Annotated in this window: 9 protein-coding genes and 1 tRNA gene; 5 read left to right on the top strand and 5 right to left on the bottom strand. The window is 47.1% G+C overall.

What is annotated here, in order from left to right; all coding sequences use genetic code 11:
* Nucleotides 1–795: 795 nt before the first annotated feature.
* Both DYD62_RS03945 and DYD62_RS03940 read left to right on the top strand, forming a co-directional pair.
* Nucleotides 796–2,313: a cyclic-di-GMP receptor FimW-related protein gene (locus tag DYD62_RS03945; protein ID WP_115226166.1), complete on the top strand. Its 1,518-nt coding sequence runs from the start codon at nt 796–798 to the stop codon at nt 2,311–2,313.
* A 107-nt stretch (nt 2,314–2,420) separates the two neighbouring features.
* Nucleotides 2,421–2,510, top strand: a tRNA-Ser gene (locus DYD62_RS03940).
* 154 nt (nt 2,511–2,664) lie between these two features.
* On the opposite strand, the gene DYD62_RS03935 is transcribed toward DYD62_RS03940, so the two are convergent.
* The 5 genes from DYD62_RS03935 to edd all read right to left on the bottom strand — a co-directional run bounded on the left by DYD62_RS03935 (nt 2,665) and on the right by edd (nt 9,849).
* Nucleotides 2,665–3,738 carry a porin gene (locus DYD62_RS03935; RefSeq protein WP_115226165.1) on the bottom strand — a complete coding sequence of 358 codons (1,074 nt, stop codon included), beginning with the start codon at nt 3,736–3,738 and terminating at the stop codon, nt 2,665–2,667.
* 287 nt (nt 3,739–4,025) lie between these two features.
* Complete coding sequence (locus DYD62_RS03930) at nt 4,026–5,171, bottom strand: porin (RefSeq protein WP_115226164.1); 1,146 nt, start codon at nt 5,169–5,171, stop codon at nt 4,026–4,028.
* Nucleotides 5,172–6,033: 862 nt separating this feature from the next.
* Entirely contained in the window at nt 6,034–7,050 is a 1,017-nt protein-coding gene (gene gap, locus DYD62_RS03925; protein ID WP_115226163.1) for a type I glyceraldehyde-3-phosphate dehydrogenase, read from the bottom strand.
* A gap of 218 nt (nt 7,051–7,268) precedes the next feature.
* Nucleotides 7,269–7,895 (bottom strand): bifunctional 4-hydroxy-2-oxoglutarate aldolase/2-dehydro-3-deoxy-phosphogluconate aldolase, encoded by a 627-nt coding sequence (eda, locus tag DYD62_RS03920; RefSeq protein ID WP_115226162.1) that lies wholly within the window; start codon nt 7,893–7,895, stop codon nt 7,269–7,271.
* 127 nt (nt 7,896–8,022) lie between these two features.
* Nucleotides 8,023–9,849 (bottom strand): phosphogluconate dehydratase, encoded by a 1,827-nt coding sequence (gene edd / locus DYD62_RS03915; RefSeq protein WP_115226161.1) that lies wholly within the window; start codon nt 9,847–9,849, stop codon nt 8,023–8,025.
* Nucleotides 9,850–10,153: 304 nt separating this feature from the next.
* Here edd and zwf point away from each other — a divergent pair, with 304 nt between their 5' ends.
* From zwf to hexR, 3 genes are all read left to right on the top strand, one after another.
* Complete coding sequence (gene zwf, locus DYD62_RS03910) at nt 10,154–11,608, top strand: glucose-6-phosphate dehydrogenase (protein WP_115226160.1); 1,455 nt, start codon at nt 10,154–10,156, stop codon at nt 11,606–11,608.
* A gap of 64 nt (nt 11,609–11,672) precedes the next feature.
* Nucleotides 11,673–12,374, top strand: a complete 702-nt coding sequence (gene pgl / locus DYD62_RS03905) for a 6-phosphogluconolactonase (RefSeq protein WP_115226159.1) — start codon at nt 11,673–11,675, stop codon at nt 12,372–12,374.
* A gap of 123 nt (nt 12,375–12,497) precedes the next feature.
* Nucleotides 12,498–13,349: a transcriptional regulator HexR gene (gene hexR, locus DYD62_RS03900; protein WP_115226158.1), complete on the top strand. Its 852-nt coding sequence runs from the start codon at nt 12,498–12,500 to the stop codon at nt 13,347–13,349.
* The last annotated feature ends 8 nt before the right edge of the window (nt 13,350–13,357 follow it).

The raw sequence follows: 13,357 nt of genomic DNA, 5'->3' as shown, positions 1-13,357 counted from the left end.
ACCGTTGTATTATTTAAAAAAATGATGGCTTGCCGCTTTCGCACAGATTCTTGATCTGTAATATTTAAAGCACTCATTTTGCGTTGTTAACTATGGCTCAGACACAGCGCAGTTTTTCTAAAACAAGCACAAAGCTGCTCCACGCTTATTTATATAAATCAGCTAGGCATGCCAAGTGCTGTCTACCCTGTTTCCATACAGATACATCATTGTATTTTAAAGAAAAATATCTTTTGCTATTTTGCTTGGCAAGATACAGCAACCATACACAATGTACTGATTTTCCTCTTTACAGCGCACAAGCATCATTAAGAGTTATAAACGGGTATGCGCCACCGCAAAGCTATGCAGCCTGTTGCGCCAGCATAAAGGCGGGGATTTTATCACAGCACGGCCACTTGATCGCCATGCCATGCATACCAGCCGATCAGAAGCAGTGCAGCAAGGATGAAAACAATGACTCCAGCGGCATTAATTCCGTAAGCAAAGCTTTAATCTGCCAGAGCTGCAACGCTATACTAAAGCGACTTCCTTTCAATTTACCTATACTCATGTGGTACTTATCACAGACAACGTCTGCGTTTGTGCAGCAGAAAATAATGACGACAACATATTTCTTTCTATTTCTGTAAAATAGCGCGGCATTTAGCCTGAATAATTAACACAATTAGCTTTCAATTATATTAAGAATAATATCTGTTTAGTATATTAATATCGCTACTTACTGAGTCTTCATTCAAAAAAAACTAATTAAATATCTTTTAACCACTTTTGTGCAGCAAGGTAGGACAAGCAATGTTTGATATCAAAGGCCTTGTAAATTCACTCTTTCAGTCCACCCCACAAGAGGGCGTTTTTGATTTAAAGTCAGCCACCATTTTTATGGAAGAGCTGCCTGAAAGTGATATTTTGCAAGCACAAATAGAAATTGTAAAAGCGTTAAAACAACTCAATAGCAATCCTAAAATCAGTATGAACGAACGCTTCAAGACGATTCCCTATCTTGAAGAAAAAGCACAGCCACTGCAAAGCCACCTTTTAGATATTTATCATGGACGCGTTATTGAAGAAGGCACCACATCTCATCAGGTACTACCTGCCATTTTAAATTTTTGGTATGAAATGGCAACGGGATATTTAAGCTGCATTAAGCAAGGCAGCCAGAAGAAATTTATCTCATCACAAAAGATTGAATATTTTACACTCAGAGCAATGGATCTTTATGCGATCCAGGCACAGTATGCTTATATGCGCCATTTAGAAATTGACCACCATATTTGGCGCAACCTTAATCGTCTTTATCTTTTTGCCGAGCAAGGTGGTTTTACAGATAAACCTCAAATCAGCCCGGCCAATATCAGTATTTATCAAATCTATGTGCAAGCATTGATGCTCTCTTTATCTGCTCCGGAAAAGATACAGTCTGCACAAATTGAGCTAATCGCCATCTGGCTGAAAAATTGGGCCGCTGATCTGGTTTTAGACAAAGAGCTCAAACCTCACCATCACTTATTTGCGATCAATATATCTGGCAGCACGCCCCCCAAACGAATTCGCCGGGATATGGTTGGAGAAAACTGGCGCTACTGGTCTGCAGATTCAATTACCGCGCAAATCACGCCATTGATAGAACAACTCAGCAAAGGGCAATCCCCTGCAGCCTTAGGCCTGCCCGCTGAATCAAACTCTCCCTCCAACTTGGAGCTATTACACACCCTGCGTAATTTATGGTCCCGAGATGCTGTTACCCCAGTCAGAAAGCACGAAAGACAAAGTAATAACAAATCAATACGGGTGATTACTGGCTTGCACAACATCGTGCCATTTATAGCCCAGCAGGGAAAAGTAGCCACAAACAGCGCAGATCAGATTAATGCAGAAAAATGGGAGCTGGGAGATGAAAGCAGCAGCGGATTTGGCTTAAATTATCATAGCGAAACTCAGATTGAAGTGGGCGAGCTATTGGGTTTGAACAATATAACAAACCATCCGTTTACCATTGGAATTGTGCGACGTTTTAATCGCAGCCAAAAAGGCTATGTCAGCGTTGGCGTAGAAACACTGACTCAAAGCCCGATTATTGTTGAGCTTACCCCCTTGCTGGCCGAAGAAAGTACGGCATGCATTTATGCGCCGGAAGGCCCAAGCAGTAACCCTGCACGTTTTCTGATTATTCCCCAGGCTATTTTTGCGGACAGCAGAGAATATAAATTTACGGCTCAGGGAAAAAGCTACCGTATCCGCCTTTCCCCCGCTCTGGAACACACGCCCAACTTTGTCTTAGCCAAATTTACCGTACTGGAAAAACTCTAAACTCAACTAAGCCAATATTTTTTATTTATTTTAACAAATTTCTTTACACATTCTAAAAAGTTCCGCTATAATGCGTTCCTGTCTGAGTTGCAAGACAAAGACCCCAAGGAAGTGTGGCCGAGTGGTTTAAGGCAGCAGTCTTGAAAACTGCCGAGGATGCAAGTCCTCCGTGGGTTCGAATCCGACCGCTTCCGCCAGGATTCAAAAAAATCCCCTGATGAAAATCAGGGGATTTTTTCATTTGTATCCACCTAAAGCACACCTCGCCTATTACTCAAAACAAATATCAACAACGCAAAAAACCCCGCCGAAGCGGGGTTTTGATATTGTTTATTACTTAAACAATTAAGATTAGAAGCCTGTCCATGTACCAACAACAAGACGTTGCATGCTGTCTTTACCACCTGCAATACCTTGATTTTGCCATGTAAAGCCAACTGGGGTTTTATCAGCTGCACCCAATTTGATGTAACGGTATTGAACAAAAGCCATGGTGTTTTTAGAAACATTATAACCAAGCTGAGTGCTAAGCTGATCAGCCTTGTTATCGCCGCCGCCGTTATCCTTGATGTGTGTCCAACCTGCATTCAAAGACAATTTGTCATTGAAGCTATAACCCACTTTACCGTGGATCGCATCTTCTTTCACATCAGTACGGTCAAACTTGTCGTGAGCCCAGTCTAAAGACAATGTAACCGGACCAAACGCGCCACGTGCACCAACAAAGAATGTGCTGTCGTAACCTGTTGCAGCCTGTGCAGCTTTACCAGCCTTATCAATTGTACCGTCAAGCTTAAATGTTGCTTTTTCTGCTTCGGTTGCATTCTTTTGTGCAAGGTAAGAAGCATCAATGTGGAAAGCACCGAATGTTGCGCCACCACCTAATTCATAACCTTGTGAGCCGTTCTTTTTATCTGTGAAGCCATTACCCAGATCAGCAGATGCAAAAACGTTTACATTACCAAAAGTGCCTTCGTAGCCAACAGCGTTGTCAAAGAATGCACCCGAACCCACACCACGGTCTTCACCAGTGTTACCTGAACCATCTGTCAGGTAAGGCCAGTCTTTTTGCAAGTAAGTTTGTTGGAAGATACGACCAAACTTAACTGTACCAAAACCACCCTTCACACCAATGAAAGCTTCACGAGTACCAAAAGCAGCTGAGCCAGTTGCCTTGTCGCTACCGCCTGGGCCTGGTTTTTGCGAGATGCGCCAGATAGTGGACGCGCCATTATCCCATTTATCTGCACCGTCAAAGCTCAGAATAACTGGAGTATCGATCGCAAACTTACCCTTACCATCAGTAGTTTGGTTAGAGTAGTACATTACATCCAGTTCAGCAGAACCGCTAATTGTAACTTCTGCGTAAGCAGAAGCGGAGCATGCTGCTGCAACAGCAGCAACGATCAGAGCACGTTTAAACATTATTCATCTCTCTCTAAAAGGGAATATGGTTTTTTTAACTTCAGTACATCAAGGCATATTTGCTTGTGTTACGAAGCAAGAATACTCAATAGGTACAAACCCATGCAATATTGCGTCGCGTATCTGCAACATTGTGTATCCCAAATGCAACATACCCCTTATGAGAATGGCGTAAATGCTGGCACGCACGAAAAAACGCCACGATTTTCATCGTGGCGTTTTTTTAGACTTTAAAGCATCAGGCCAACATAAAATGCCAGCTCGTCACTTTTAGATCAGGTTCTAAATTAGAACGCTGTCCATGTACCTACTAACAGGCGTGTAGAGTTTTTCTTGTCTGAACCAAGAGCAAAACCATCAAGCTGTGAAGCACCAGTCATTACGCTAGCTTGGCCAGCAGTATCTAACATGTGGTGACGAACTTGAGCAAAAGCAACTGTGTTCTTAGACAGAGTGTAGTTGTACTGAGCATTGATAACGTTCATACCGTCATCATACTTAGTAGCATCAGTTTTGCTGTCTTGAACGCGTTGGTAGCCAAGGTTAAAGTTGTTCTTACCCATGGTGTAACCAGCAGCAACCAAGAATTGGTCTACAGTGGTCTTCTCACCCGCGCCAGAGTTCAGAATAACGTTACCATTCCACTCATTACGCTTGTAGCCCGCTTTGAAATCGAATGCGCCAGTTTTGTAAGCTGCATCGATATTGTAAGTGCGCAGTTTGTTTTCGCCTAAAACGCCAACAGGATTGCCATCTTTGTCTAACTCAAAACCATTAACGCCGCCTTTAGTGAAGTCACCTGAGTGACCCCATTTATTGCCGCCGAATACCATGGAAGCAGAAGAAGCATACTTGCTGTTTTTAGCTTCAGAAGCACCAGCAGAAACATTGAAACCGTAGCCTGTGTAGTTAGCTGTCAGTTCCATTGCACGTGCTGAATTGCGACCGTTACCTAAATCGTATTGACCAGCAAAGCTGAAGCCGCTGAATTTAGGTGAGAAGTAGCTTACGCCGTTCGCGTATTGAACTTGTTGCGAACCAAAGTCAGCCCACAAGTTACCTTGGCCTGAAGATGCAAAACCATCTAATTCAAGGTATTGGTTAGAGAATTGGTTACCGAAGCGAACTTCACCGAATTTAGTTTCGTAACCGATCCAAGCTTCACGTTGACCGAAGCTGTCGTAACGATCTGGGGTCGCTACTTTTTGAGCAATACGCCATTTGAGTTTGTCGCCAGAATCCAGCTTGTCTGAACCATCAACATTGATCACAACAGCGATTTCTTCAGCAACTTTACCTTTACCATCTGTACCAGCTTGGTTGGTCTTGTACATCAGATCCATTTCAGCAGAACCGCTGATGGTTACATCGGCGAATGCAGGAGCTGCAAACATTGCGGATACGGCAGTAGCGATAAGAACGCGCTTAAACATACTGAGATTCCTTTATCAATTTTAGAGCCACGAATTCATAGTTGAATTCGGATCCATAGGATTTGAAAGACCACTCAGCAGCGCATTTTATTTAAAGCCAACTCAGTTAAAAAACTGAATCTACTTAATTAAAAATCGAGCGAGCTAAGTGCTCCGAAGCCCGTATATAACCACAGCGCTTAATTTTGTTCTGCTGTAAAAATACCAAATCCTTATACGTAAAAATACCAACCCAATATCGATATGGCATACACTAGGTAATACACTTTATATATTGATAATCGAGCGCAAAAATACATTAAAACACCAAATAATTGTGGTAAATATTTTCAATAAAAAACGGTAAATATTTAACTTTTTATTAATTAAAAATAATATATGTAAATGAGAGAAAATGAATAAATTATTTAATTGTCATTAAATTGCGCCGTAATTATTTTCCCTAGCTCAACAGATAAAATGCTAAAAAAGACCTCAGGATCTGCCAGTAGTACAGCAATAAAACAGCTCACATGCGCATTCATGTTGCACATTTGCAACATGGTTTTTGCTTAAAAACTGACACATTCAATCCTCAATTTTAATTTTCAGACCTCAGCCAGGCTGACTTTCGCTCATTCCCACAGCAAAATAACGCGCCCAATCACACAGAGAACCATGCAGCACAGCAATTAAGCATCTCCTTCATCACGCTTACCATGAGGCCATGCAAACGCCCTAGCGCCGTAAAATAAGCGCTGCATGAGGCCACGTGCATTAGTGCAGCTAAAGGCTTACCGCAGCCCAAGAAACCTGCAGACGAAAAAATACCCGCATTGCTGCGGGTATTTTTTGAAACCGTACTTAAGCTAAAAAAGCGTGCTTATTTAGCGTTCCACAAAGCCTTAGTGGTATCAAGCATACGGTTGGAGAAGCCCCACTCGTTGTCGTACCAAGACAGCACTTTCACCAAAGTACCGCCAGAAACCTTAGTTTGCGATGCTTCATAGGTCGAAGACGCTGGATCATGGTTGAAGTCGATCGATACCAATGGCAGGTCGTTGTAGTTCAACACGCCTTTCATTGGGCCTTCGGACGCTTCTTTCATGATTTGGTTAATTTCTTCAACAGTCGTTGCACGTGCAGCAGTGAAAGTCAGATCAACCAGAGACACATTGATTGTTGGAACGCGAACAGCGAAACCATCCAGCTTGCCTTTCAGCTCTGGCAATACCAGTGCAACCGCAGCAGCAGCGCCAGTCTTAGTAGGGATCATCGAATGCGTTGCTGAACGGGCACGACGCAGGTCTTCGTGGTAAACGTCTGTCAGAACCTGATCATTGGTGTAGCTGTGAATCGTGGTCATCAGGCCGGAAACCAAACCGATTTTATCGTTCAATGGCTTAACCAGCGGCGCAAGGCAGTTGGTTGTGCATGAAGCGTTAGAAATAACCGTGTCTGTAGCTTTCAGCGTGTCATGGTTTACACCGAACACGATAGTTGCATCCACATCATTACCACCTGGTGCGGAGATAATGACTTTTTTCGCGCCAGCAGTAATGTGTGCTGAAGCTTTTGCCTTGCTGGCAAAGAAGCCGGTACATTCCATCACGACATCAACGCCGATTTCTGCCCATGGCAGATCAGCCGGATTACGCTGAGCACAAACGCGGATTTTGTCGCCGTTTACCACCATGAAATCACCATCAACCGATACTTTGCCAGCAAATTTGCCGTGCACGGTATCGTATTGAGTCAGGTGAGCATTGGTCTTAGCATCACCCAGATCGTTAATTGCCACGATTTGGAATTCATCAGTACGGCCAGACTCATACAAAGCGCGCAGTACATTGCGACCGATACGACCGTAGCCGTTAATTGCGATACGAATTGCTGCCATTGCCTGGTGCTCCTCAGAGAGTTCAGAAAAAACGCGCCCGCTACAGAGGCGCGCATAAAAAAATTGAATACAAAGAATACCCAACTGTCGCCTTGCTGACGATATGGCTATTCCCTATAAATCATGAAATATTGATGTAAATCTTAGGGCAGGCAAATTTTTATCCCCACGCACCGAGCGATGCAAGACGCGCGGGCACAAATCGAGCCGCTAGGTTTTTATGACTTAGCTAATGCAGCTGCGGCACGGGCCAGCGCAGTAATACCAGCCCAATCACCCGCAGCAACCATTTCTTTAGGTGCCAGCCATGATCCGCCCACACACCCAACATTTGGCAAGGCCAATAGCTTAGGTGCTGATTCCGGGCTTACGCCACCAGTAGGGCAGAATAAAATTTGCGGCAATGGGCCGCCCATTGCTTTAAGCATGCTTAAACTACCAGCTTGCTCTGCAGGGAAGAGTTTCAATGCATCGAAACCTTCTTCCAGTGCTGCAATCGCCTCGGATGGTGTCATTACACCGGGCAGTAATTCAATTTTTGCTTCGCGGGCCGCAGCAGCCAGCTTAGGTGTCAGGCCAGGCGTTACCGCAAATACCGCACCTGCGGCTTTAGCTTGTGCAAATTGCTCAGGGCGAACAACGGTGCCCACACCCACAATGGCACCAGGCACGTTATCAACAATGGCACGCACAGCAGCCAAAGCGGCATCAGTACGCAGGGTGACTTCCAGTACACAAATACCGCCTTCAACCAAAGCCTTGGCTAGAGGCACCGCATGCTCTTCTTTCTCGATTACCAAAACCGGCATCACCGGACAAGAGCGCATGATTTCGCGAATTTGCATGGGGTTATTCTTCCTGTTCTCGTAAATTATTTAATAGATCAGATTGGGTTAATTCCATTTTCATACGCTTGTGCATGCTTTTAGCCGCCCATGACGCAAAGGAATAAAGCCAATCTGAATGACTTCATTAATGGGCAAGGCCCATGCTGATTGCGCCTTCTTCAGCGCCAGTTGCTGCAGCCCGGAATGTGGCGAACAACTCGCGCCCCATACCATGCTCGTTAGCGGACAGATCCGCTGTATCCACGGTACGCGCGGCCCATTCAGCAGCATCGACCTTTGCTTCAACCACACCCGCATCTGCATCAAGACGGATGATGTCGCCATTTCTTACCTTGCCCAGAGGGCCGCCATTCAAGACTTCCGGCGTCATATGAATCGCAGAAGGCACCTTACCTGATGCGCCTGACATACGGCCATCGGTCACCAAAGCCACTTTAAAACCACGATCCTGCAAGAGGCCCAGCACAGGTGTCAGCTTATGCAGCTCTGGCATCCCATTGGCACGCGGCCCCTGGAAGCGCAGAACCACCACGAAATCTTTCTCTAGCTCGCCACGCTTAAATGCAGCCAGCACATCGTCCTGATCATCAAACACAATTGCTGGCGCTTCTACACAGCGATTTTCTGGCTTAACAGCAGAAATTTTGATGACAGAGCGGCCCAGATTGCCCGCCAGTAAACGTAAACCACCATCTGCACTAAATGGGTTACTTGCATGACGAACCACATTGTCATCGATAGGCTCAAGCGGGGCCGGACGCCATACCGCCTTGCCATCCTCACCCAAGAAAGGCTCGTTGGCATACGGACGCAAGCTCTTACCTGCTACCGTCAGCACGTCTTCGTGCAACAAGCCCGCGTCGAGCAATTCGCGAATCAAGAAACCCATCCCGCCCGCAGCATGGAAGTGATTTACATCGGCCGAGCCATTAGGATAAATTTTTGCCAGCAAAGGAATAATGGCTGATAAATCGTCAAAATCGCTCCAGTCAATAATGATGCCCGCAGCGCGTGCAATGGCAATCAAGTGAATGGTGTGATTGGTCGATCCGCCCGTGGCCATCAGGCCAACAATGCCGTTTACGATACATTTTTCATCGACCACTTTACCTACCGGCGTAAATTCATCGCCTTTATAAGTAATGGCAATCGCACGTTGCGCCGCAGCAACAGTCAGGGCTTCACGTAAGGGAGTGTTAGGATTAACGAAAGCTGCACCCGGCAAATGCAGGCCCATCACTTCCATCAACATTTGATTTGAGTTGGCTGTACCAAAGAAGGTACAAGTACCCGCACCGTGGTAAGAACCTTCTTCAGAAGCCAGCAACTCTTCGCGCCCGCATTTACCCTCAGCAAATAACTGACGCGCCTTGGCTTTTTCACTATTTGCAATACCCGAAGTCATCGGACCAGCGGGCACAAAAACGGTTGGCAAATGGCCAAACTGCAGGGCTCCGATCAGTAAACCCGGCACAATCTTGTCGCAGACCCCTAAGCAAACCACGCTATCAAACACATTGTGCGACAGGCCAACAGCGGTAGACATCGCAATCACATCACGACTGAACAGGCTGAGCTCCATGCCTGGCTGGCCCTGTGTTACCCCATCACACATGGCGGGAACGCCCCCTGCAAACTGAGCGGTAGCCCCTGCATGACGCACGGCTTCTTTGATGATGGCGGGGAAGGCTTCAAAAGGCTGATGCGCCGACAGCATGTCATTGTAAGCAGAGACAATTCCCAGATTGGGCTGACGCATTTCACGCATCATAATTTTGTCGTTTTCTGGCGCTGCGGCCCAGGCATGAGCCTGATTGGTACAGGCTAAGCCTTTACGCAGCGGCTCCTTACTGGCCGCCTTTTCAAGGCGGGCTAAATAACGGGAGCGTGGGCCTTGGCTTCTTGCGATAATACGCGCAGTGACTTCGGCAAGCTTGGGATGAACGGACATAGACAAAGGCTCCGAGTTACGGCGCGATCACAGCACGCCACGTGCATTTCTGTAAAATTGATCGTAGTTTTACTACAAAGCACCTATAACTTCAACCGCAGCAGCTTGGAAATTTCATTTCATTGCGCTGCATCAATAGTCAACATTTACACAGGGTTACCATTCTGCGCTACGTGTTAACCCCCACCATTCAGGGCCCTTGGCGAATTTCGTTTGCGCCGCTATTTAGCTGTGTAGTAAGATTACAAAGTCTTACGTGCCCGCCAAGGCCCGAAAACCGACTCAAGAATAAGGACTCTCGCGGATGACTCAGATCGACGCTTTCGACATGGTGCTGTTCGGCGGCACTGGCGACTTGGTAATGCGCAAATTACTTCCTGCGCTCTACCATCAACATCAAGAAGGCAATCTGCCCCTGGAAGGACGCATCGTCTGTTTGGGCCGCAGCGTTCCAGATACTGCCGCTTACCTCAAAAAAGCACATGCTTTAGCTGTAGGCTATCTGGGCAAACACTACAATGACGCCGACTGGGCAACGTTTGCTGAACGGATTGAATATCTGCAATTGGATGCCAATCACCCTGCAGAATTCACCAAGTTGGCCGATGCACTGAATGCCTTTCCAAAGCGCGTTCGCGTGTTTTATCTGTCAACTGCACCTGATTTATTCGCCCCTATTTCAAAAAGCCTTTCTGAAGTTGGCCTTGCCGCTGGCAATGCCCGCGTGGTGCTTGAAAAGCCATTGGGACATGATTTAGCTTCATCAAACAAGATTAATGACGAAGTCGGTGAATATTTCCAAGAGCACCAAATTTATCGCATCGACCATTATCTGGGCAAAGAACCTGTTCAGAACTTAATGGCTCTGCGCTTTGCCAACACCTTGCTCGAGCCACTATGGCGCAGAGAATGGATTCGCGATGTTCAAATCACCGTGACCGAGCAGGTAGGTGTTGAATCGCGTGCCGATTTCTACGATAAAACCGGTGCGCTGCGTGATATGGTACAAAACCATCTCTTACAGCTGCTGACAATTGTCGCCATGGAGCCGCCTGCATCGATTGATGCCGACGCGGTTCGTGATGAAAAGCTCAAAATTTTACGCGCCTTAAAGCCCCTCTCTACTGAAGATGTGCACACCAAAGTCGTGCGCGGTCAGTATCGCGCTGGCGCAGTCGCTGGCAAGCCAGTACCTGGCTATCTTGATGAACCAGATGTTCCGGCTGGCTCAAAAACCGAAACCTTTGTTGCACTGAAGGCTGAAATTCAAACTTGGCGCTGGGCAGGTGTACCGTTTTATCTGCGCACCGGCAAACGTTTATCCGAGCGTCTTGCTGAGATCGTGATTAATTTCCGTGAAGCACCCCATTCTATTTATGGCCGCACTGCCAGCACGCCAAACCGCTTGGTTATTCAGCTGCAACCAGATGAATCCGTACGCCTTTACATGATGGCAAAAGAGCCGGGCAATCAAGGCCGCCTGCGTCCTGTGCATCTGGATATGGATTTCAAAGAAACCTTCAAAACACGCAGCCCTGAAGCATACGAGCGCCTGTTGCTGGATGTGATTCGTGGCGATCTATCGCTGTTTGTACGCCGCGACGAGCAGCGTGCTGCATGGCGCTGGGTTGAGCCCATTATTGATAACTGGGAAAGCAGCTCTGATGGCCCTAAGCCATACACTGCAGGCACTTGGGGGCCGGCAGCATCATCCGCCCTGCTGTCCCGTGATGGCCTATGCTGGCACGAAGAAGATTAAATCAAGTATTTGAATCAGGCGGGCCGGTTTTCTGGCCCGCTCTTTCATTATCATGAGGTAAAGCATGTCATCACTGTCATGGCACGAATGTTCATCCAAAGACGAATTAGATCAACAACTGGCAGATTTTATTGCTGAGCAATTAAGCACGGCTATTGCTACACGCGGCCAGGCAGGGATTGCCGTCTCAGGTGGCAGAACTCCGGCAGGCATGTTTAAAGCCCTGCGCGTAAAAGAATTAGACTGGTCAAAAGTCATCGTTACCTTAGCCGATGAGCGCTGGGTTGCTCCCGATCATGCAGATAGCAATGAACGCCTGACACGTGAAAACCTGCTGCAGGATAAAGCAGCCAAAGCGACTTTTATTTCACAAGTGTCGAACGCCAGCTCCGCCCATGAGGGCCAGCCAAGCATTGAAGCACGCCTCGCTGCTCTGCCCTCGCCACTGGATGTCCTGATTTTGGGCATGGGTGATGATGGCCATACCGCATCGCTTTTTCCCAATGCTACAGAGCTTGAAAGCGCCTGTGTATCTAGCGCTCTGTGCGCGGCTGTCACCCCTCCGGCAGCGCCGCATCAACGCATTACGCTCACCCTGCCTACGCTTGCCAAAGCGCGTTCGGTAATCGTACATATCACTGGCGAGAGTAAAAAAGCATTATTGAAAGCGGCTCTGCTTGAGCAAAAACCACTTTCAGAGCAATACCCTATCCGCCGTGTTCTTGATAAGGCAGAAAGTGCCAAACACGTGTTCTGGGCAGCCTGATCCGGATGCTTCAACTCCCTGATAAGTGCTTTTGCAAAATTTTCCTAGCAAGTATTCAAAGCCGGGAAGATTTTACACAAGGGCTTCACCCCCATAAAACTCGTGTTTGAGTGAGAAAAAGACATGCTCGAACGTATCAAGGCCGCACTCGACAGCCTCAGCAAATCAGAACGAAAAGTGGCAGAGCTGGTTATTGAGCAACCTAATCTAGTTGCCAATGCCCCGATTGCGCAAATTGCCGACTTAGCGCTTGTTTCACAGCCTACCGTGATTCGTTTTTGTCGCTCACTCAACTGCTCTGGCTTGCAGGATTTCAAGCTGCGCCTCACACGCAGCTTGGTATCCGGCGTGCCCTATGTGCACTCCATGGTGAGCCGCGACGATTCAGCACATGATTTGGCACGTAAATTATTCGACAATAATATTTCGCACCTGCTGCGCTGCCGTAATGAGCTCGACACCGAAGTACTGGAGCGTGCCATCACGATCATGTCGAATGCCAAAAAAATTGAGGTCTATGGGCAAGGGCAATCAGGTGCTGTCGCAATAGATGCACAGAATAAGTTTTTCCGCTTAGGCGTACCGACTGTTTCATATACCGATCCGCATATGCACGGTATGAGCGCATCCATGCTGGGGCCGGGGGATGCCGTTGTTGCTATTTCCAACTCGGGCCGCACCCTTGATTTACTGCGCTCAGTAGAAATTGCCCGCGATGCCGGGGCCGATGTGATTGGGATAACCCATTCCAAATCGCCGCTGGCCAAGCGTTGCTCGCTCTGTCTTTTTGCCGACACGATGGAAGATCCTGATCTTTACACCCCAATGATTACCCGAATTGTGCACCTGGTGATTATTGACGTACTTGCCGTCGGTGTAGCACTCAGGCGCGGACCAGAACTCATAGACCAACTCGAAAAAATGAAGCGCAGCCTCAAAGAAAAGCGTGTTCGTGGTCATGACAACTACAGCTGATTTTTAAG

It is taken from the genome of Iodobacter fluviatilis (assembly GCF_900451195.1).
Taxonomy (GTDB): Bacteria; Pseudomonadota; Gammaproteobacteria; order Burkholderiales; family Chitinibacteraceae; genus Iodobacter; species Iodobacter fluviatilis.
The sequence above is the reverse complement of the archived record's forward strand: the minus strand, read 5'-3'. Positions and strand labels throughout refer to the sequence as shown.

Excerpts from the sequence above, each read along its gene's own strand:
- DYD62_RS03945 (WP_115226166.1), top strand. The coding sequence starts at position 796 with ATGTTTGATATCAAAGGCCTTGTAAATTCACTCTTTCAGTCCACCCCA.
- DYD62_RS03935 (WP_115226165.1), bottom strand. The coding sequence starts at position 3,738 with ATGTTTAAACGTGCTCTGATCGTTGCTGCTGTTGCAGCAGCATGCTCC.
- DYD62_RS03930 (WP_115226164.1), bottom strand. The coding sequence starts at position 5,171 with ATGTTTAAGCGCGTTCTTATCGCTACTGCCGTATCCGCAATGTTTGCA.
- gap (WP_115226163.1), bottom strand. The coding sequence starts at position 7,050 with ATGGCAGCAATTCGTATCGCAATTAACGGCTACGGTCGTATCGGTCGC.
- eda (WP_115226162.1), bottom strand. The coding sequence starts at position 7,895 with ATGCAAATTCGCGAAATCATGCGCTCTTGTCCGGTGATGCCGGTTTTG.
- edd (WP_115226161.1), bottom strand. The coding sequence starts at position 9,849 with ATGTCCGTTCATCCCAAGCTTGCCGAAGTCACTGCGCGTATTATCGCA.
- zwf (WP_115226160.1), top strand. The coding sequence starts at position 10,154 with ATGACTCAGATCGACGCTTTCGACATGGTGCTGTTCGGCGGCACTGGC.
- pgl (WP_115226159.1), top strand. The coding sequence starts at position 11,673 with ATGTCATCACTGTCATGGCACGAATGTTCATCCAAAGACGAATTAGAT.
- hexR (WP_115226158.1), top strand. The coding sequence starts at position 12,498 with ATGCTCGAACGTATCAAGGCCGCACTCGACAGCCTCAGCAAATCAGAA.